Consider the following 20,068-nt stretch of genomic DNA (forward strand, 5'->3'; position numbering starts at 1 on the left):
CTCCACCCGAAACCAACCAATCGTCAGCAAAAACATCTTTGCAGTACTGGCCCGACCATCGCTGCGACGACGTGGAGCGCGGTGTAGATCGGTTCCGTGAAGGTAGTGGAATGGTTCGCCCACCACTCAAGTGTGTGTGCCAAGCCCGCAGGAGAGCTACCTCGTTGGCGTTCGGACTGCCACCACACGGCTTTCGCGACAGGTCCGATCCACCACTATGACCTGCGCGGGAGCAACTTCCCACACGACCCGGTCAGGGCATACCGGTGAGGCCGGACAGACCCTAGGGCGTGTTTGAGAAGTCCCGTCTGGCCCACGACGCCTGGCACGCGCGCTCGCTGCGTTGTCGGAGTCATCCAAGTACGTCCAGTACGAGGCTGATCCTCCGCCTTGCGATCGCACGCACCAGACGCCGTGGGCCCCGCCCAATGGGCGGACGACGCTACTTCTCAAACACGCCCTAGGTGGAGAAGCGTTCGATGACAGGGCAGGCGACGCGTGTGCGGGTCGGGCTGGGGACCTCGCCAGCAGAACTGGATGCTTCGATCAGCCAGTTGAGGCTGCGGTGGCCGAGTTCGTAGTGGGGCAGGGCGACCGTGGTGAGGGCTGGGCGCAGGTGGGCCGCGATGACCTCCTGGTTGTCGAAGCCGACGACCGCCATGTCCCGTGGGATGTGCAGCCCATGGGCGCGCAGGGCGTCGTAAAGCCCCATCGCGACCCGGTCGTTGTAGCAGAACACCGCGGTCGGCCGGGGGTTGAGCTCCAGCAGCTGCATGCCCGCGTCGTAGCCGCCTTCTTGTTCTGGCGTCGTGGTGAGGACGAGGTTCTTGTCGAAGCGGATGCCCGCCGCGTGCAGGGCCTCGCGATAGCCGCGCAGCCGCCCGGTGGTGGCGGGTGCCGGCAGAGCGCTGTTGATGAAGGCGATACGGCGGTGGCCGCCGGCGATCAGTACGTCGGTCGCGGCCCTTCCGCCGCCCGCCTCGTCGGGTACGAAGGACTGGACGTGATCGCCGCGTGCGTAGCAGTTCGCGAGCACGACGGGCAGGCCGGACAGCTCGCCGGGCACCGAGACCTGGCGGTGGTACCAGGTGGAGTAGATGACGCCGTGCACTTGGTGGTCGAGCATCGTGCTGATGACGTCGCGGGACGCTTGGGGATCGGACTCGGTGTTGGCCATGAGCATCACGTAGCCGCGCGCGCGGGCCGCGTCCTGCACGCCGCGGATCATGTCTCCGGCGAAAGGGGTGGTGGCGACCGAGTCGGTGATCAGGCCGATGAAGGACGACCGGGCGCGGCTGAGGTTCTGGGCCATGGCGTTGGGCCGGTAGCCGAGTTCGTCCGCGACTTCCAGGACCCGGCGTCTGGTCTCGGCGGAGACCTTCGATGCTCCGTTGTCGTTGATGGCGAAGGAAGCCGTCGTCAGGGACACGCCCGCCCGGGTCGCGACGTCCTGCATCGTGATGCGGCCGGTCCTCTTCCGGGGAGCCCGTGCCACCACCCGTTACCTCCACCCCCCGCAGGGGTTCGTTCATGTCGCCCCAGCAGGCCTTCCGCGCGTCAGCGCGGACGGCGCGACACAGCGGCAGGGAGCGGATCGCGCGAGGCGAGTGGGACGTCCTGGTACCAGTACGCGACCGATGATACGTCGTCACGCCGCTCGAACAGGTCCCTCCCGTCGTGGCCGATCTGCTGCACGGTGACCTTGAGGTCCCGCTCGAAGTAGACCGGATCCTGCACGTGCCAGCGGTACAGGCCGTGCTGGGGCACAGCGGGGGTGGCGTACGGCGACCAGCCGGTCCGGTCTTCGGTCAGATACTGCGGATGACCCTGGTACGGGGAGTTGTACACCGCCACCTTGTGGTCCACGCCCGGCGCGAGCACGTCCTGGAAGGCCCAGGCGCCGCCGGCGTAGTCCTCCAGTCCGGTGCCGCAGATCGTCGGGCTGTCGGTGTCGCCGTCGAGGAAGAACTTCACCTCGCCCTCGCCCCACCAGAAGCGCTCCAGGGCCGCCACCGCGATGTGTGTGCCGACGTACGCCCCCCTGCCCTTCGCCCCGTCCAGGATCACATGGTCCCGGGCGGTCTCGGTCAGCGGTGTACGGCTCCACAGCGCGTGGAAGTAGGGGGCGGCGTCCAGCAGACGGGCGTCGTCGACCTGGACGTGGTCGATCTGGAAGAAGACCGCGTCGATCGGGCCGGGGTGTTCGCTGGAGAGCGTCAGCCGTGCGCGGCGGCGGAACGGCATCGGGAAGTAGCTGTTCATGCCGCCGGTGGGGAGCACCGCGATGGGCAGCGAGACGACTTCGGCGCGGGTGGCGAAGCCGTTGCAGAAGAAGTCCCCGAGCGGGACCTCGACCGACGGCTCCGAGGCCTCGTCCCAGTAGGCGCGCAGGACCAGGTCACGCAGGACGAAGGGGCCCGCCGACGTGCTGTCCGGGACCGTCAGCCATAGGTGGGTGATGATCCCCGGGCCCTCGATGTCGGCCAGGACGAGCGTCTCGCCGGGGCCGAGCGGGAGGCAGGGACGGCCTTTGCGGCCGGGGCCGAGAGGGGAGGCGGCGGTACCGCCGGCCCCTTTCGCTCCTGTGGGATTCTCCGCGGTCACCGAACGGCTGCGGACGGCGCCGCCGGTGTTCCAGGGCGTGAGTACCGGGATGAACGGGAACATGGTGATCCTCGGATGACGGGGCGGGGCAGGGCGGTTGTTCGTGAGCCGGGTTCAGGCCCGGCTGGTGCCGGACAGGCCGCGGACGACCACCTTGCTGAAGACCAGGAATGCCAGGACGAGCGGGGTGACGGTCACGGACACGGCCGCGAACGTGGCGGTCCAGTCGGTGGAACCCATCGACCCGAGGTAGCTCTGCAGGCCGAGCGGCACGGTCTTCTTCTCCGTGCTCAGGATGAAGGTGTTGGCGAAGATGAAGTCGTTCCAGATGAAGATCGTGTTGACGAACACCACCGTGGCCACCGTCCCCAGAGACATGGGCGTGGTGATCCACCAGAACAGCCGGTAGGGCCCGCAGCCGTCGAGCGCCGCGGCTTCGTACGTCTCCTTCGGCACGTAGGAGTAGAAGCTCATGAAGAGGAAGATCGACATGGGCAGCGCGAAGCCGACCTGCGGAAGGATCACCGAGGGATAGGTGTCCAGGAGTCCCACGTTCGTGTAGTTGATGAACAGCGGTACCAGCGCCACCTGTACGGGGACCACGATGCCCAGCAGGAAGAGGCCGAGCACCAGACGGCTGAAGCGGAACCCGAGTACCTGCAGCGCGTAGGCGCCCATCATGCCGAGGACCACGATGAGGATGTCCGCCACCACGGTGATCAGGGCGCTGTTGAGGAGGAACCGGGGGATGTCGCCGTTCTCGAAGGCGCGGGTGAGGTTGTCGAGCGTGGGGCTGGTCGTCACCGCCAGCGGATTGCCCGAGGCGAAGTCCTTCGCCGGGCGCAGGCTCGTGGTGACGAGCCAGAAGAACGGATACACCTGGAGCAACAGGACCAGCGTGATCAGGATCTTGGACAGGTGGGGCGCGGTGAACAGGCGCATGCGCCGGCTCTCTCGGTCCTGCGGGGCCGGAGCCGCCGGTCCGGCGGCGGAGCCTCGTATGTCGGTCGTCGTGCTCACAGCAGCGCCTCTCCTCTGCGTCGCAGCAGCGCGACGATGATGCCGACGGCCACCACGCACTCCGCGACGATGAACACCGAGATGGCGCTGGAATAGCCGTAGTCGGTGCTGGTGAACGCCGTCTTGTACATGTAGGTCGTCAGGAGTTCGGTCGACACACCGGGCCCTCCGTTGGTGAGCAGGTAGGGGACGTCGAAACCGCGCAGGCCGTACGTGGTCGCCATGACCAGCGTGGTGAGCCACACCGGACGCAGATGCGGCATCCGGATCTGGAAGAAGATCCGCGTCTCCGAGGCCCCGTCGAGCCGCGCCGCCTCCTCGACCTCACGCGGGACGGTGAGCAGCCCGGCCAGCAGGATCACGGTGTACAGGCCCATGAACCGCCAGCCCTCCGGAACCGAGACCGAGACGAGTGCGGTGTGGATGTCCGACAGCCACGGCCGGGCGAGCCCGTCCAGGCCCACGGCTCCGAGCATCTGGTTGATCAGGCCCTCGGGCTCGGAGGAGTAGATCCGTTGGAAGAGCAGCGCGATGGCCACCGTGGACAGCACCGCCGGCAGCAGGTAGAGCACTCTGAGTGTGTCGCGTCCACGCCGCAGGTAGGTGAGGGCGTTGGCGACGAGCAGTGCCCCGCCCAGCTGGATGACCAGATTGATCGCCAGGTAGATCACGGAGTGCAGGGCGGAGCTGCGGAACGTGGTGTCGGTGGTGAGCAGCGTCCGGTAGTTGTCCAGGCCGATGAACTTCATCGCGGTGATGCCGTCCCACCGGAAGAAGCTCAGGAAGAGCGACTCACCGATCGGGAAGGCCACGGTCGCCAGGTAGACCAGCAGGGGCGGCAGGAGGAACACGGCCACCGCGCGGCCGTTGCGTCCCGGCAGTACGCCGGAGCTGCCGCGGGAGCGCGTACCTGGCCCGCCGCTCCGTGACTTTCTTGTGCGGCTCATGACGGACCTCACTTGACGAAAAATCTCGGGGAATTGATGGTGACGGCCTCGTCGACGCTCTTCTCGAATTCCCGCGGGCTCATGTTTCCCTGTGCGAGCAGGACGAGATTCTGCTGTACGACGTTGTTGGTGGTCGGGTCGAGTTCGGTGTCCCACGGCTTGGCGGTCCTGGTGCCGAGCCGGTCGGCCTCCCGAAGCACCTGCCCGTACACCGGAGTCGCCCCGTCGGGAATCGCCGTCGGTGTGTCCGTCGTCGGCGAGAGCTGTCCCATTGCCGCGTATTTGGCCGGGTACCGCGCGACCAGGTATTCGAGGAAGTCCTTCACCAGTGGGTCGAAATTCTGGGCGTTGACGGCCATGCCGATCCCGGAACTGACCACGTAGTCGCCGGGGCCGGTGACGGCTCCCCGGGTCGTCGGCAGGGTGAAGTAACCGACGTCGTCACGCACCGACTTGGGCAACGTGTCGGTGGCCAGGAGCCCGAGGTCCCAGGTACCGTCGTTGATCATCGCCGCCCTGCCGGTGGTGAACAGGTCGGTGGCGTCGGTGTAGCCGGCCGAGGAGAAGCCGTCCGCGAAGCAGTCGGCCTTGCCCAGTCGCGAGACGAATTCCGCACCGGACTTCCCGGCGGGGTCGCTCATCTTCGCGTCGCCCTTCTTGAGCTTCTTCACGAAGTCGTTCCCCTGGAGGCGGAAGGGGTAGTACGCGAGATAGCGTTCCAGAGGCCAGCCGTCCTTTCCGTCAAGGGCGATGGGGATATACCCCTTGGCGCGCAGCGGTTCGCAACTGGCGATGAACTCGTCGAGGGTCTTCGGCGGGGCGATCCCGGCCTTCTGGAAGGTCTTCTTGTTGTACCAGAAGTACTCCATGGCGAATTCCAGCGGCAGCCCGTAGATACCGCCGTTGTCAAACTGCTGGTACTGGAGGGCGAGCGGTCTGAACCGGTCCTTCGCGCCGAACTCCTCCAGGAGATTGCCGACATCCACCAGCCTGTTCTGCTTGCGCAGTTTCTCGGCGAAGGGCGTGGCGTCCTCGTCGAAGAGTTCGGGCAGTTTCTTCGCGGCGGCCAGCATCTCGACCTTCTGCAGATAGGACGGCCGGTCCGGGGTGGAGATGATGTTGAGCTTGAAACCGGGGTGGTTCTTGCCGTACTCCGCCGCGACCTCGGTGACCGCCTTGATCACCGGACCGTCGCTGGGCCTGGAGTTGAGCCAGGTGATCGTGCGGGGTTCGACAGGTCCGGAGACGGACCCCCGTACCGCCTCCGGCGAACCCACCGTCGTACCGCAGCCGGTGGCCACGCCGAGGACGCACACCATCAGGCCCGCCAGTGACCACATCCCGCGCCGACTGTTCATCCGTCCTCACCTTCCGTACGTACGTGCACCGCGATGTCGGTGAACCGGGCCGACCCGTCACCGACGAAGAAGCCGAGGCCGCCGGTCCGGCGGTCGTACATCCGCCCCGACATCGCGATCTCTCCGTCCAGGTAGGCCACATAGGCCGAGTCGTCGATCAGGACCTCCAGCTGGTGGGGAATCCCGGGCTCAAGTGCCGCGGGCCGCTCCAGTTCCACCGCGTGGGGCACGTCGCCCGCCAGCTGCCACTGGTGCGGGCCCTGGTCGGCGCGCGGCCAGCGGTCGAAGACCATACGGTGCCGCGGCGGTTCGAGCCGCAGGAAGTAGCCCTCGTCGCAGTCGTCGCTGCCGCGCAGCACGAGGCCGCACTCCCGGGTGCCCGGCGTGAACGACACCGTGGTGGTCACCAGGCAGCGTACGGGCAGGTCCGCCGCCCACAAGGTGGCCAGCGACTCCGGCGCCGCGCACTCCACGGCGTCGGCGCCGACGGACCACGAGCCGTTCAGCGGCCGGGGCTCCGGCGTCTTGAGACCCGTACCGAACGACGCGCGCACCGCGCCGGGCATGGCCGCTGCCAGGCTGCCGTCGTCCCTGGCGGTGATCTCGTGGACGGCGAGGTCGCCCGCCCACTCCCAGGCCCCCGCGTCCCGCACACCCTGCCGGGTGGGAATCCAGCCGAAGGCGAACCGGCGACCGCCGTCGCCCGCGGTCTTCGCCGCGTAGAAGCCCCGGGCGTCGATCCCGTCGTCCGCCGGTGTCCGCCACGGTCCGTCCGGCGCGTCGGCCACGCGGTATCTGGTCGCGAAGCGCTCGGAGAACTCCGAGTACAGCAGATACCAGCGGCCGTCCAGTTCGAACACGTCGGGGCACTCGTGCGTGATGAATCGCGACGGCGCGGAGAACGGCTCGGTGACCGTCCACGTACTCAGGTCCCCGGAGACCGCGCGCGCCACGCAGCCGCGCCGCCGCCGTGGTCCCGTGGTGGTCCTGGCAGCGAGCAGCATCGTGAACTCGTCTGCGCCGGGGGCCCTGAAGACGAACGGATCACGCCAGTCCGCCGGGTCGTAGCGGTCCGCGGGGGCGTGGAAGGTGTCCTCGGGCAGCTTCGTCCAGGTCAGCAGGTCGTCGCTGACGGCGTGCATCACCGCCTGGAGCGGTACCCCGGTGGCGGGATCCCGGACGGCCGGGTTGTATCCGGTGTAGAACAGGTGGTGCGTGCCTTCGTGCTCGATCACGCTGCCGGTGTACGCGTGCAGATCCTGCTCCTGCGGACCGCCGTGCGGCAGCACCTCGCCGCGATAGTCGAAGTCCACGAAGTCGCGGGTGCACGCCAGGTGCCAGGAGGTCCCCGCGTCGACGACCCCGCTGCGGGTCTCGTGCAGATAGAACAGCCAGAACCGGTCGTCCCAGAAGTAGGGGATCACGTCCCCCACCCATCCACCCGGCGGCCGGAAGAAGATCGGTGCATCGCTCGGCACGTGTGAGACTCCTAAAGTAAAGCGCTTTACCTGCTCGATGGCGAGCACGTTACAACGTCGACACCGACAGGTAAAGCGCTTAGTCTCACCATGTTTTCCGCAGCCCGCGGATGACGGTCAGTCACTGGCGAAGGAGACCGATGACGCGAGAAGCGGCAACGTACGGGCAGACACGGGTGACCGTGGTGGGCGAGGTTCTGGTCGATCTGCTGTGGCGGGCGGGCGCCGACCTGATCGCGCCGGCGGCCGGCGGAAGCCCGGCCAACGTGGCGGTGGGACTGCGGCGCCTGGGCCGCCCGGCCACCCTGGTGACCACCTGGGGCGAGGACCTGCCGGGGACACGGATCGCCGCCCATCTGGACGCCAGCGGGCTGGACGTCATCCGCGTCCCGGGAGCGTCGGGACGGTCCACGGTCGCGCTGGCCTACCTGGACGACAACGGCTCGGCGACCTACGACTTCCTCGCCTCCTGGGACCCGGAGCGTCTGGAGATCCCCGACGGCACCGCCGTCCTGCACACCGGATCGCTGGCGGCGGTACTCGAACCCGGCGCGAGCGAGGTACTGCGGCTGTGCCGACGGGCGGGCGCGTCGGCAGGCTGCACCGTGGTGGTGGACCTCAACGTCCGCCCGGCCGTTCAGCCCGACCGGGACGCCTACCGCGCGGCCTGCCTGCGCCTGGCGGCGGTCGCCGACGTGGTGAAGGCGAGCGACGAGGATCTGGACTGGCTCTTCCCCGGGACGGCGCCCGACGCCGCCGCCCGTCTGCTGGCCGACCGCGGGCCGCGACTGGTCGTGGTGACGCTGGGAGGCGAGGGCGCGCTCGCCGTCACGGCGACGGAGGAGGTACGGGTCCCGGCCCGGAAGATCACCGTCGTCGACACCGTGGGGGCGGGGGACTCGTTCCAGGCCGCGCTCCTCGACGCGATCGCCGCCGGCTCAGGGCGGTCTGCGAGCGAAACGGGCGGGGCCGACGGGACGGGTGGTACGGGCCGCAGCACCCTTCCGGCCACGGCCGAGGAGATCCGGACCGTCCTGACACGATGCGTCGCCGCGGCGGCCATCACCTGCACACGCGCCGGGGCCAATCCCCCCACCGCCGCCGAACTCGATGCCGCCCTGATGCCGTCCTTGGGGGCTGACGACCGAAATTTCTTCGATCGACACCCTTGACCGGGGGCTGTCCGAGGCGCAAGCTCGTCGAAATCCACAGGTCATCGCGCTTTGACAGGGCGATGAAATGTAATGGATTACATGTAATGGATTGCAAGGAGCCGTTGATGGCAACGTACGAGGACATCGCGAAGGCCGCCGGAGTATCCACCGCGACGGTCTCCCGTGTGCTCTCCGGCAACGGCTCCACGGTCAGTGCCGCCCGGACGGAGAAGGTGCGCCGGGCGGCGGCGGCGCTGGGCTACCGGTCCAACCGGGCGGCGCGCACACTGCGCCGCCGGCAGGCCGACGCGGTGGGACTGGTCTTCTCCGACGTGGAGAACCCGTTCTTCGCGTCCATCGCCCGCGCGGTCGAGGATGTGGCCGCCCGCCGGGGCCACGCCGTACTGCTGTGCAACACCGACGAGGACCTGGAACGTGAGCGCTTCTACCTCGACCTCATGATGGAGGAACAGGTCGCGGGCGTGATCGTCGCCCCGTCCACCGAGGACCCGGACCGGCTCGCCCCTCTGGCGGACGCCGGGATTCCGACCGTGACGGTCGACCGCACCCTGCGGGGAAACCCCTTCGACAGTGTGCTGGTCGACAACCGGGCCGGCACCGAAGCTCTCGTACGTGACCTGCTGGACCACGGGCACCGCAGACTCGCGGCGATCGTCGGGACCACGGCCGCCACCCCCAGCCGCGAGCGGCTGGCCGCCTGCGAGGCCGCGGTCGCCTCGGTGCCCGGCGCGAGCCTGCTGGTCGGCGAGGGCAAACTCCGCGACGCGGTCGGCACCGCGCGGACCATGGCGCTGGCCGGCAGGCTCGCCCTGGAACTTCTGGAGTCGTCCGCCGAGCCCCCGACCGCGTTCTTCTGCGGCAACGCCGTCATCCTTCAGGGCGTGCTGGGAGCGCTGCACGGCGCCGGGCGCCGCGTCCCGGACGATGTCGCCCTCGTCGGCTTCGACGACCTGCCTCTGTTCACCCTGCTGGAGCGGCCACTGACCGTGGCGGCCCAGCCCACCGAGCAACTCGGCCGTACCGCCGCCGAATTGCTGTTCCAGCGCATGGACGAGCCGGCCGCCGCCGCCCGCGGTGTCCGGCTGCGTCCCGACGTCAGGCTCCGCCGCTCCTGCGGTGGCGGGCACTGACACCCGGCCGCCGTACGCCACGGGCGCGGGACACCGCCCATGACGTACGGGCCCTGAGCCGACATCGCTTCTCCTCTTGAGAGGACGCACGACCATGAACGAATCAGGTCCGCCGCGGGCGCCGCTGTCCGCGGCCCTGAGCAGACGGAGGCTGCTGCGCGTGGGCGCGGCGGGACTCGCGGCAGTGCCCGCGAGCGCGGCGCTGAGCGCCTGCGGCTGGAGCGGCTCGAACGCAGACCGGTCGTCGACACTGAAGGTGCAGAACTGGGGCAGCGCGGACGAGGCCAGGGTCTACGACGCCACGTTCGCGGCCTTCCGCAGGCAGCACCCCGGTCTGAAGGTCTCCAACAACGTGGTGCCGGTCACCCTGTGGGGTGACTATGTGAGCAAACTGGCCGTCCAGATGGCCTCCGGGCACTCGCCGGACCTGCTCAATCTGGGCATGGAGGGCGCCCGTCTTTCGGTGGAGCGCAGCATGCTCGCCCCACTGGACTCGCGGGTGAAGGACAGCCCGGCGGCCTTCCGCGAGCGCGTCGGCAAGCTGCCGAAGGCGCTGGTCGACGCCTACACCGTCGACGGTCGGCTCTACGCGGTTCCCAACGGCTGGCAGACCATGGCCGTCTACTGCAACCCCGAGATCTTCGCCGCCCGCGGTGTCGAACTGCCCGGACCTGACTGGACCTGGGAGGACTTCCTCGACACCGCCCGGCGGCTGACCGGGCGCGGTGTCATGGGCTTCGGACTGCCGTGGGGCTTCTTCCAGTGGCACCCGTGGTGGCTGACCAACGGCGGTTACCCGGTGACCGACGACTACCGGCGGCCGACGCTCTCGGATCCGAGAGTGGTCGAGGCGGTCGCCTTCGTCAGGGACCTGGTGCAGAAGTACAAGGTCTCCCCCGACCCGACCAGTGTGGATGTCTACTCGCAGTTCGCCGCGGGGAAGTTCGCGATGGTCGGCGCCGGGCGGTGGCCGCTGCCGGGGTGGTCGGCGGCCGGGTTCACCGACTACACCGCGCGTCCGTGGCCCGGGCGCGTCTCGCACACGACGGTGGTCGGCGGCAGCGGATGGGCGCTGAGTACCCGGGCGGTCAAGGCGGACATCGCCTGGGCCGCCATCGACGACCTGCTGCTTCCGTCGTCCGTGGCCCGGCTGACCGAGGTCGGGCAGGCGATGCCGGTCTATCCCGGCATCGGTGACGACACCGGGGACAAGGCGGCCGACGACGCCTTCGGCTTCCTCTTCCGACAGCTGGACGACAGCCGTCCGGTGGCCGCCCCCGCCTTCTACGACACCCTCGAATCCGTCGCGATGCGCTACCTCCAGCAGATCGTGTCCGGCCGGCTGGACCCCGCCAGGGGCCTGCGCGAGGCCGACGCCGAGATCAGGGAGGCGCTGTGACGGCGACGCGGGCGACCGCCCGCCCACCGCGGGGCCGTGACCACCCGCGGCGAACCGCCCCGACGCGTCACGGGCGCAGGATCAGTCAGTGGCCCGGAATCCTGTTCGTCACCCCGGCCACCGTCGGATTCGCTGTCTTCGTACTGCTGCCGCTGGTGCTGACGGTGTACTACAGCTTCACCAGTTACGACCTCTTCTCTCCGCCGCAGGGCAACGGTCTGACCAACTACCACCATCTCGCCGAGGACACCCGGCTGCGGCAGACGTACATCAACACGGCGATCTTCTGTGTGCTGGCCGTGCCGCTCAACGTCGGGCTCGCGCTGCTGCTGGCGGTGGGGCTGAACCGCAGGATGTCCGGGTGGCTGCGGGTGACGATCCGCTCGGCGTTCTTCTTCCCGTCGCTGGTCGGCCTGATCTTCGTGGCCATCGTGTGGCAGTTCTTCCTCCAGACCGACGACGGCATCTTCAACTACTACCTGGGGCTGGTCGGCATCGGTCCGGTGCACTGGCTGTCCAGTTCCACCTGGGCGCTGCCGTCGATCGTCATCCTCGACGTGTGGAAGAACGTCGGCCTGGCGATGCTCATCCTCCTGGCGGGTCTCCAGGGAATTCCCAAGGTCTATTACGAGGCCGCGAGTCTGGACGGCGCGTCCGCGTGGCGGCAGTTCCGCTCCGTCACCGTTCCGCTGCTTTCCCCGCAGATCTTCTTCGTGACCACGCTCTATCTCATCGGCGCCCTGAAGGTGTTCGACTCGATCGTCGTCCTCACCAACGGCGGGCCGGGAGATTCCAGCCGCAGCGTCGTCATGTACATCTACGAAAAGGCCTTCCAGTCCTTCGACTTCGGCTATGCGGCGGCTGTCTCCGTGTCCCTTCTCGTCGTCATCGGCATTGTCACCGCCCTGCAGTTCCGGGTGTCACGGAAGTGGGTCCACTATGAGTGAGACAAGCGGGACCAAGCCGGTACGACGCCTGCGAACGGCCGTGCGTCACTGGCGCCCGAGCGGTACGACGACGCTGCTCACGATCGGCGGGCTGGTGATGCTCGCTCCGTTCCTGTGGATGTTCTCCACCTCGCTGCGCTCGGCCGCCGCCTCGGTGACCGTCCCGCCGCAGTGGCTGCCCACCCAATGGCATCCGGACAACTACACCAGGCTCGCCTCCGACGACTACCCGGTGCTGCGATTCCTGCAGAATTCGGTGCTCGTGTCCCTGCTGGCCACGGCAGGAATCGTCATCACGAGCGCGCTGGCCGGCTATGCCTTCGCCAAGCTCGAATTCCGATTCAGGAACGCGCTGTTCGGCCTGCTCCTGGTGTCCCTGATGATTCCCATCCAGGTGACGATCGTGCCGCTGTACGTCATCATGGGCAAGCTCGGACTGATCGACAGCCCCTGGGCGCTGGTCGTCCCCGCGCTGCTGGGCGCTTTCGCCCCGGGAATTCCCGGGGCTTTCGGGATCTTCATGATGCGGCAGTTCTTCCGGAGCACTCCGGACGCGCTGATCGAGGCCGCGACGATCGACGGCGCGGGTCCGATCCGGATCTTCTTCCGTATCGCGCTGCCGCTGGCCAAACCCGCGCTGGCCTCGTTGACGGTCATCACCTTCATCCTGTCCTGGAACGACTACTTCTCCCCGCTGATCTTCCTGAACAGCACGGACATCATGACCCTCCCGGTCGGCATCCAGTCGCTGCGTCCGCCCTTCGGCCAGCAGAGCAGCCTGGTGATGGCCGCGGTCACCGTCGCGCTCATTCCGGTCCTGCTGGTCTTCGTCGCCGGCCAGCGCTGGATCGTCCAGGGATTCACCCGGTCCGGGCTCAACGAGTAGCCCTCTCGCCCCTCCCCCCGGCTCGTCCAGGTGCCGGCCCCTGCCCAAGCGCGGGCCGTCGCCCCGTCACACCCTCATGTACAAGGAGAAAGACTGTGCGCAAGCCGTCCGACGCCACCTTCATGCGAGACCGCGTACGGAGCTATCCGGAGTCCGCCACATCGGCGGCCTTCCTGCTCGGCGGGATCGGCACGGGCAACTTCTCGGTCGGATCGCGCGGCCAGTTCCGCGACTGGGAGATCTTCAACTGGCCGGGCAAGAACAACTATCTGCCGTTCTCCTTCTTCGCGATCCGCACCCGCTCAGCGGACGGCACGGTGCACACCGCCGCGCTGGAGGCCGAACTCCCGGGCCCGCACAACCGCTCGCACGGCTACTACAACGGTGAGCTGGCCGGGCTGCCGCGCTTCCGCCACTCCCGTATGTGGTCGGTGTACCCGTTCGTGTACGTCGAGTTGACCGACCCCGACCTGCCGGTCCGGGCGGTGCTCGAGGCCTTCACACCGTTCGTGCCGCTGGACGAGGTGGACTCCGGTATCCCCGGCGCGATTCTGCGCTATCACGTCACCAATCTCACCGGCGAACCTCTGGAGGTCTCTGTCGTCGGGTCCTTCGCCAACGCCATCGGCTTCGAGGGATACGACGTCTTCGGCAATCTGAAGCTGTCCGGCGAGGTGGCCAACGAACTGCGCGAAGGCGCCGCCGGCAAGGGCCTGTTCTACACCTCCGACGACGCGCCGGAGACCGAGGCGTACGGCAGCATGGCCTTCGTCACCACCGAGCCCGACGCGACCTTCCGGCCCGTCTGGCTCCAGGGCCAGTGGACCGACAACGCCCAGGATTTCTGGGACGACTTCACCGACGACGGCCGGCTCGACGAGTACCACGCCGTGGAGTCCACCGGCTCGGAACTCGACAACTTCTACGACTTCAGCTATCTGCGGCTGCGGGAGAAGATCGGCTCCATCGCCGTACCCAAGACGCTGCCCGCGCACGGGTCCCGGTCCTACGAGTTCGCCTTCGCCTGGCACATCCCGAACCGCCCCAAGGGCTGGGTGGAGGTGGACGACGACCTGGCGAGGCACGCCCGCGGTGAGTACCCGCTCATCCGCAACCACTACGCCACCGTCTACGACGACGCCTGGGCCGTGGTGCAGGACCTGGTGGGACGGCTCCCCGAACTGGAGGGCCGGTCACGGCGGTTCAGCCAGGCGCTGTACGACTCCTCGCTGCCCGAGCCGGTGATCGACGCCGTCGCGAGCAATCTGACCGTGATCCGCAGTTCGACCTGTTTCTGGACCGAGACCGGCGACTTCTACGGCTGGGAGGGCACCCGCGACCATGTCGGCTGCGGTCTGGGCAACGTCAACCACGTGTGGAACTACGCCCAGGGCGTCGCCTTCCTCTTCCCGCGTCTGGAGCGCTCGATGCGGCGGGCGGAGTTCCTGATCGAACTCGACGACGACGGCGCGCTGCCCTTCCGTTCGCGGCAGACTCTCGGCGAGCCGCGCTGGCAGATGGTCCCGGCCGCCGACGGCCATCTCGGCTCGATCGTGCGGGCCTGCCGTGAGTGGCGGATCAGCGGGGACGACGACTTCCTGCGGGAGATCTGGCCCGCCGTCAAGAAGGCCATGGCGTACGCGGTCGGCCACTGGGACACCGACGGCGACCTCGTCCCCGACAGCCAGCAGAGCAACACCTACGACATCGAGTTCTACGGTCCCAACGGCATGACCGGCACCTTCATGGTCGCCGCACTGCGCGCCGGCGAGGCCATGGCCACCGCCGTGGGAGAGGGCGAACTGGCCGCCGAATACGCCGCGCAGGCCGAGCAGTCGGCCGCCAATCTGGACCGCCTCTGCTGGAACGGCTCCTACTTCGAACAGCGGCTGGAGGACGTGGACGCCCACCGCTACCAGTTCGGACGCGGCTGCCACTCCGACCAGCTGCTCGGCCAGTTCGTGGCCACGGTGACAGGCCTCGGCCATCTGCTGCCCTCCGACCACATCCGGTCCGCGCTGATGTCGATCGTGGAGCACAACACCGTGCGGCGTATGCGCGAAGTGCCCACGGTGCAGCGCGTCTACGCCCTGGGCGACGAACCGGGGCTGGTGCTGTGCTCGTGGCCGAACGGAGGACGCCCGCGGTTCCCCTTCGGCTACAGCGACGAGGTATGGACCGGCGTGGAACACCAGGTCGCCTCCTCGCTCATCTACGAAGGCTTCGTCAAGGAGGGTGTGGCCATCGTGGAGCGGCTGCGCGCCCGGCAGGACGGCTATCTCCGCAACCCCTGGAGCGAGAACGAGGCGGGTCACCACTACACCCGGTCGCTCGCCAGCTACGCGCTGCTGACCGCGTTCTCCGGATTCAGTGTGGACCTCTCCCGGGGCCTGGTGCGCTTCGACCCCCGGGCCGCCGAGGACGGGGACTTCCGCTCCTTCTGGTGCCATGGCAAGGGCTGGGGCACCTACGAGCAGCACCGGGACGCCGACGGCGAACTCGTGGCGCGTATCGAGGTGATCGAAGGAGTACTGGGCACCGAGGAACCCGTCACCGCCGCCACCCGCGTGGAGATCGTCACCGCCCCTTCGGCCGCCGTCCCCTCGGGGGAGGCCCGATGACCGGCCCTCACCGTACGCGGTCCGCCCTGCCGTTGACCGCCTGGGAGCCCCGCTTCCACATCACCGCCGAACGCAACTGGCTCAACGACCCCAACGGGCCGATCCACCGGAACGGCCGCTACCACCTGTTCTTCCAGGAGAACCCGGCCGCACCCTTCTGGGGCCCACCGCACTGGGGCCACGTCAGCTCGACGGACCTGGTCACCTGGCGGCGCCACCCGCGAGCGCTGTCCCCCGACCCCCACGGACCGGACGCCGACGGCTGCTGGTCCGGCTGCGTACGTGACATCGACGGCGTACCCACCGCGTACTACACCGGGGTCACCGGCGACGGGGACGCACGGGTGGAGTCCGTCTGCCGCGCCACCGGCTCACCGGACCTGACCAACTGGACCAAGGACCCCGGCAATCCGCTGGTCCCCGGAGCACCCACCGCCAACGGCACCGGGTACCACCGGGACCCCTATCTGTGGCGGGACACCAAAGGCTGGCATATGCTGCTCGGCTCCGGCACACGCGGCGAAGAAGCGCACGGCACCGTCCTCGTCTACCACTCGCCCGACGCCACCCGGTGGACCTACGGCGGCGTCTTCTTCGCTCCCCCGGCCGGACTCGACGCTCCCGGCGGACTCGGGCAGCACTGGGAATGTCCTCAACTGCTGGAGTTCGACGGCACCTGGGCACTCGTCCTCAGCATCCAGAAACCCGGCACCGACCGCCCTCTCAGCCATGTCGTGTACGTCGTGGGTGACCTGGACCCGGACACGTACCGCTTCCACCCCCGGGCGACGGGACTTCTCGACTCCGGTGACGCCTTCTACGCGCCGGCCGTCACCACCGACCTGTCCGGGCGAACCCTCCTGTGGGGCTGGGCCCAAGAAGACCTTCCCCCGGAGCGGCAGCAACACCTGCACAAAGCCGGCGCGCTGACCCTGCCACGGCAGCTGACCCTGTCGGACGACAGGATCGAGTCACGACCGCCTCGCGAACTGAGCGGCCTGCGCGAACCGAACGTGACCGAACTGGCGGACAGGACATCAGTCCCCGACCCTAACCCGGCCCGTACCGTACCGGCCCACGCCGAAATATCGGCGACGGGCCTGGGAACCAGAGGGCCGGCGCGCCTTCACCTCACTCACACGGACAGTGTCACTTCTCTGACCCTGAGCGTGGACCCTGACCGCCGCTCCTTCCAACTGCGTACCCGGCAGGACTCCGGGACCCGGCAGTATGAGGCTCTCCTGCCCCACCGCGCAGACGGAGACCTTGTTCTTTACCTCGACGGCTCCTTGATCGAGGCGTACTACGGTGGAACGGCCATCACCACACGGTGCTATCCACAGACCACAGGTCCCTGGCGCACGTCGCATTCCGACCTGGACGCCGACGTATCCCGCGGACTCTTCATACGGCCGCTGCAAGACGCCGTCATCACCTCGCCGGATGAGCGCGAAGGCGAGGCTGCGGATGTGACGTGAAAGCATCCGTGACCAGTGGATGAGGACGGTGACCACTGCCCGGCAGACCAGGATCCGGATCATGACGCGTCGCAGCGCCAGGGTCGTCGGCCCCCTGGTTGTCTCCGAACGCATGGGAAAGGCCGACCAGTCCGACCTCCTCGCTGCCTTCTTGTGGATGCAGGAAGGGGTGATCGGCAGGGAAGCCCAATCCGAGTTGGAGAGCGCACGAGACACCCTGCTCGCCCCACCTCGAATCCCTCCAGGAGTACAAATCAGACCCCGAATTCCAGGGCTTGTCGTGGGAGTTCACACGAGCCGATCTCGACGCTGTGTTTGATGCCGCCACGGTCGTCACTAGCGAGAAAGCAACTCAGCTCGAAGAGATTCTGCAGGCTTCAGGTGCGGCTCTTGAGAAGTTGTTGCGCTTTCCTGACGAGGATCCGCCGGCGTTCCGGGCACGATCTCCTCCAGCACCATCGCGCCTGTCTCCTCGTCGACGGCCAGCACCGAGGGCACCCGGCCCGAAGCGGCGAACCACCCCAGCATTTCGACCTGTTCGACCATAAAGGCCCGCTCCGGACTGATCTTCAACACCGCGGGCGTGCCATCGGGAAAACGACACCGCAACGCGACCGACGAAGCACCGTCCGGGAGCGACTCACCGAGCGAAAGTCCCCACTGGGACGTCAGCCGCGCGATGAGATCCGGCGTGTCAGCGCACCATCCGGCAACCTGAGGACCGAATCGACGTACCAACCGCGCAGTGACGCTCTCCACATCCACCAGCAGTCGTTTCACACGGGTCAGTGTGCCGCTCGCGCGATCTTTGTCCACTGCTTTCCACCGCTCGCTGTGAGCGCGAGCCGACGAACAAATCGGACCAGAGCAGTCCCCCCAACCTTTGGTGAGAATCGCTCAGCCTTCACTGAGACAGGTCGGCGGACGTTGAACAACAAGCTCAGGTGTCGTACTCGCCGTTCCACGGAGCCGAGAAGCCCAACCGATCCGGATAGAGCTCAGCCCAGTCGTGCTCGCCGTCCTCGTCCTCGGCATGGCACTCGGTGATGAGGCCGAAGACCACACCATCAACGGTGAGCCGGAACGGCTGGATCGCGATGTCGCAGTACTCACGCTCGGGGAGGCTGACGAGGACGGCGGCCAGCCGGGCATCCCCTCGGGCAACCACGGAACGCTCGTCATGCGGACGCTTTGTCTGCTCTGCCCAAGTACCGGCGCGCATCCGCACGGGAGAAGAACTCGTACGCCGCCTGCACGATGACCCCGGACAGCTGGAACCCGATCCGTCAGACGGCGCGCCCCAGCAAGGAAAGAAGCTGGACGGCAGGATCGGTGCTGGCGGTGCGCACCGTAGCAGCGATGATTCCCAGTTCAGCCATCCTGTGGGCGTTGGTGCGCGCGTAAGCCAGACTGTGGTCGACTGCGGCCGGGTCGAGCCACTCGGGCTGGCCGCACCCGCGGGCCAGGTCCCACTCGTGGACGGTCAGGTCGACGAGTATCTGGTCCGCGTACACGGCCAACGGGGCCTCCCCGAACGAGAACCGGGCTGTCCCGGAAAGATCAGCTCCCTCCCACGCCGCGAGGGAGCGCTCCGCGGCCTCGTCCCACGCACGCACGGGATCTGCGCCGACCATGTCTCCGTCATAGCGGTCGCCCACCTCCTCCAGGGTCTCTCCCGCAAGCAGGTGCGGCACCCACAAGTGCTCGCCGACCAAGTGGTTGATGAGATCCCGAACGGTCCACTCGGTGCAAGGCGTCGAGTCGTTCCATTGGTGGCCGTCGACCGCGTGGACTCGTGCGCCGAAGCGGTTGATGGCATCGGGAATCAACCGCAGGGATGAATTCGTCATGGCGGCACGTTACGTCATGATCTTCCGCCTTTCCCGAACGAAAGTCGAACGACGGCGTCGCGACCGGACCGTCCCTGCTCGCTGCCCGCGACGACCTGCCCGGCTTCGTAGCCAGCGCAACGCGGTCGCTCTTCCCTGCCGAGTCGTGGCCCGACGTCCGTTGCGGGTGCCCAGGTGGAGACGATGCGGTCGCAGGAGGGCGGCAATGTATTGGACGGTTGCCCGGAAGGTGGGCAGCACGGCTGGTCGGGAACGCGCCGTGTCCCAGAGGTGGCGGAGGTCGAGCTTAGAGACAAAGGGAGGTCCGTACGAGGTCGGCGACGGCACGGATACGACTGTGCGGGGGCCAGGCGATCACCGTGGTGACCGCCGGTGCGTCCACAACCGGCACGGCGACCACGTCGTCACGCAGCTGCGATCGACAGGAATCCAGTGCCACCATCAACGTCCGACCGAGGGAGATGAGTTGCAGGAGCTGAGTGTGACTTTGCACTTCAGGGCCAGGCCCAGGCATGTAGGTTCCGTCAGGTCCGGGCCAGCGAGGCGCCGGTAGATCCGGCACGTCAGCCAGATCGTTGAGGTGCAGGTCCTTGCTGGTGGTGAGTACGTGCCCGGCCGGGAGGACCGCGAACTGCCCCTCGGTGAGGAGTTCTTCGGTGTCGAAACCAGCGGTGTCGTCGAAGGGCTGGTGGAGGATCGCTACGTCCACCCGGCCGTTGCGCAGTAGACGTTCCTGTTCGCCGGGACCGCAGAGCACGACGTCGACGCGGACGGAGCCTGGTTCGGCGGCGTAGGCGTGCAGGAGTTTCGCCAGCAGTTGGCTGGAGGCGCCGGCTTTGGTGGCCAAGACGATGCTGGGCTCACCGGCAGCGGCGAGAGCAGCGCGTCGGGCGCGGTGCTCCGCGGCCTCCACCGCATCCAGAGCTGCGCGCCCTTCGTGCAGCAGGACAGTGCCGGCTTCAGTCAAGGTCACCGAACGGCTGGTGCGCTGAAACAGCGCGGCGCCCAATCGGCGTTCGAGCTGGCTGATGGCGCGCGACAGCGGCGGCTGGGCGATGCCCAAGCGCTGCGCCGCCCGGCCGAAGTGAAGTTCTTCGGCGACGGCGACGAAGTAGCGCAACTCTCGGGTCTCCACCCGACCAGGCTACTCCCGAACCGTACTTCATCGATACTTC

At 68.0% G+C, this 20,068-nt stretch carries 17 protein-coding genes; 7 read left to right on the top strand and 10 right to left on the bottom strand.

What is annotated here, in order from left to right:
- Window positions 1-460 precede the first annotated feature (460 nt).
- The 6 genes from OIE74_RS04220 to OIE74_RS04245 form a co-directional block, all read right to left on the bottom strand.
- The gene (locus OIE74_RS04220; protein WP_329378549.1) at window positions 461-1,456 is read right to left on the bottom strand and encodes a LacI family DNA-binding transcriptional regulator; all 996 of its coding nucleotides are present in this window, start codon (window positions 1,454-1,456) and stop codon (window positions 461-463) included.
- A 101-nt stretch (window positions 1,457-1,557) separates the two neighbouring features.
- A complete protein-coding gene (locus OIE74_RS04225; protein WP_329378551.1) occupies window positions 1,558-2,667 on the bottom strand; it encodes a glycoside hydrolase family 172 protein in 1,110 nt (369 codons plus the stop codon).
- Between the two features lie 51 nt (window positions 2,668-2,718).
- Complete coding sequence (locus OIE74_RS04230; RefSeq protein WP_329378553.1) at window positions 2,719-3,624, bottom strand: carbohydrate ABC transporter permease; 906 nt, start codon at window positions 3,622-3,624, stop codon at window positions 2,719-2,721.
- Window positions 3,621-4,571: a carbohydrate ABC transporter permease gene (locus OIE74_RS04235; RefSeq protein ID WP_329378555.1), complete on the bottom strand. Its 951-nt coding sequence runs from the start codon at window positions 4,569-4,571 to the stop codon at window positions 3,621-3,623. Before OIE74_RS04235 ends, OIE74_RS04230 begins: the two co-directional genes overlap by 4 nt.
- Before the next feature lie 8 nt (window positions 4,572-4,579).
- Window positions 4,580-5,929 (bottom strand): ABC transporter substrate-binding protein, encoded by a 1,350-nt coding sequence (locus tag OIE74_RS04240; protein WP_329378557.1) that lies wholly within the window; start codon window positions 5,927-5,929, stop codon window positions 4,580-4,582.
- Entirely contained in the window at window positions 5,926-7,407 is a 1,482-nt protein-coding gene (locus OIE74_RS04245) for a GH32 C-terminal domain-containing protein (RefSeq protein ID WP_329378559.1), read from the bottom strand. Before OIE74_RS04245 ends, OIE74_RS04240 begins: the two co-directional genes overlap by 4 nt.
- A 140-nt stretch (window positions 7,408-7,547) precedes the next feature.
- Here OIE74_RS04245 and OIE74_RS04250 point away from each other — a divergent pair, with 140 nt between their 5' ends.
- The 7 genes from OIE74_RS04250 (at window position 7,548) to OIE74_RS04280 (ending at window position 17,043) form a co-directional block, all read left to right on the top strand.
- On the top strand, window positions 7,548-8,579 hold the full coding sequence (locus OIE74_RS04250) for a carbohydrate kinase family protein (RefSeq protein WP_329378561.1): 1,032 nt from the start codon (window positions 7,548-7,550) through the stop codon (window positions 8,577-8,579).
- A gap of 107 nt (window positions 8,580-8,686) precedes the next feature.
- Entirely contained in the window at window positions 8,687-9,712 is a 1,026-nt protein-coding gene (locus OIE74_RS04255) for a LacI family DNA-binding transcriptional regulator (RefSeq protein WP_329378563.1), read from the top strand.
- A gap of 94 nt (window positions 9,713-9,806) precedes the next feature.
- The gene (locus OIE74_RS04260; protein ID WP_329378566.1) at window positions 9,807-11,111 is read left to right on the top strand and encodes an ABC transporter substrate-binding protein; all 1,305 of its coding nucleotides are present in this window, start codon (window positions 9,807-9,809) and stop codon (window positions 11,109-11,111) included.
- Entirely contained in the window at window positions 11,108-12,058 is a 951-nt protein-coding gene (locus OIE74_RS04265) for a carbohydrate ABC transporter permease (RefSeq protein ID WP_329378568.1), read from the top strand. Before OIE74_RS04260 ends, OIE74_RS04265 begins: the two co-directional genes overlap by 4 nt.
- A complete protein-coding gene (locus tag OIE74_RS04270) occupies window positions 12,051-12,944 on the top strand; it encodes a carbohydrate ABC transporter permease (RefSeq protein WP_329378570.1) in 894 nt (297 codons plus the stop codon). Before OIE74_RS04265 ends, OIE74_RS04270 begins: the two co-directional genes overlap by 8 nt.
- Before the next feature lie 95 nt (window positions 12,945-13,039).
- A complete protein-coding gene (locus OIE74_RS04275; protein ID WP_329378571.1) occupies window positions 13,040-15,565 on the top strand; it encodes a GH116 family glycosyl-hydrolase in 2,526 nt (841 codons plus the stop codon).
- Window positions 15,562-17,043 carry a glycoside hydrolase family 32 protein gene (locus OIE74_RS04280; RefSeq protein WP_329378573.1) on the top strand — a complete coding sequence of 494 codons (1,482 nt, stop codon included), beginning with the start codon at window positions 15,562-15,564 and terminating at the stop codon, window positions 17,041-17,043. The genes OIE74_RS04275 and OIE74_RS04280 overlap by 4 nt, the downstream gene beginning before the upstream one ends.
- 336 nt (window positions 17,044-17,379) lie before the next feature.
- Here the strand turns inward: OIE74_RS04280 and OIE74_RS04285 are convergent, their stop codons facing one another.
- From OIE74_RS04285 to OIE74_RS04300, 4 genes are all read right to left on the bottom strand, one after another.
- A complete protein-coding gene (locus tag OIE74_RS04285; RefSeq protein WP_329378575.1) occupies window positions 17,380-17,823 on the bottom strand; it encodes an aminoglycoside phosphotransferase family protein in 444 nt (147 codons plus the stop codon).
- Window positions 17,824-17,983: 160 nt separating this feature from the next.
- Complete coding sequence (locus OIE74_RS04290) at window positions 17,984-18,211, bottom strand: hypothetical protein (protein ID WP_329378577.1); 228 nt, start codon at window positions 18,209-18,211, stop codon at window positions 17,984-17,986.
- Window positions 18,212-18,329: 118 nt separating this feature from the next.
- On the bottom strand, window positions 18,330-18,893 hold the full coding sequence (locus OIE74_RS04295) for a TIGR03086 family metal-binding protein (protein WP_329378579.1): 564 nt from the start codon (window positions 18,891-18,893) through the stop codon (window positions 18,330-18,332).
- A gap of 286 nt (window positions 18,894-19,179) precedes the next feature.
- Entirely contained in the window at window positions 19,180-20,028 is an 849-nt protein-coding gene (locus OIE74_RS04300; protein ID WP_329378581.1) for a LysR family transcriptional regulator, read from the bottom strand.
- Window positions 20,029-20,068: the final 40 nt, after the last annotated feature.

Source organism: Streptomyces sp. NBC_01716, from assembly GCF_036248275.1.
GTDB lineage: Bacteria > Actinomycetota > Actinomycetes > Streptomycetales > Streptomycetaceae > Streptomyces.

What these genes read in the sequence shown, in the direction of transcription:
- OIE74_RS04235 (WP_329378555.1), bottom strand. Translation starts at nt 4,571, where the DNA reads ATGAGCCGCACAAGAAAGTCACGGAGCGGCGGGCCAGGTACGCGCTCC.
- OIE74_RS04260 (WP_329378566.1), top strand. Translation starts at nt 9,807, where the DNA reads ATGAACGAATCAGGTCCGCCGCGGGCGCCGCTGTCCGCGGCCCTGAGC.
- OIE74_RS04295 (WP_329378579.1), bottom strand. Translation starts at nt 18,893, where the DNA reads ATGACGAATTCATCCCTGCGGTTGATTCCCGATGCCATCAACCGCTTC.
- OIE74_RS04220 (WP_329378549.1), bottom strand. Translation starts at nt 1,456, where the DNA reads ATGCAGGACGTCGCGACCCGGGCGGGCGTGTCCCTGACGACGGCTTCC.
- OIE74_RS04270 (WP_329378570.1), top strand. Translation starts at nt 12,051, where the DNA reads ATGAGTGAGACAAGCGGGACCAAGCCGGTACGACGCCTGCGAACGGCC.
- OIE74_RS04240 (WP_329378557.1), bottom strand. Translation starts at nt 5,929, where the DNA reads ATGAACAGTCGGCGCGGGATGTGGTCACTGGCGGGCCTGATGGTGTGC.
- OIE74_RS04280 (WP_329378573.1), top strand. Translation starts at nt 15,562, where the DNA reads ATGACCGGCCCTCACCGTACGCGGTCCGCCCTGCCGTTGACCGCCTGG.
- OIE74_RS04225 (WP_329378551.1), bottom strand. Translation starts at nt 2,667, where the DNA reads ATGTTCCCGTTCATCCCGGTACTCACGCCCTGGAACACCGGCGGCGCC.
- OIE74_RS04250 (WP_329378561.1), top strand. Translation starts at nt 7,548, where the DNA reads ATGACGCGAGAAGCGGCAACGTACGGGCAGACACGGGTGACCGTGGTG.
- OIE74_RS04255 (WP_329378563.1), top strand. Translation starts at nt 8,687, where the DNA reads ATGGCAACGTACGAGGACATCGCGAAGGCCGCCGGAGTATCCACCGCG.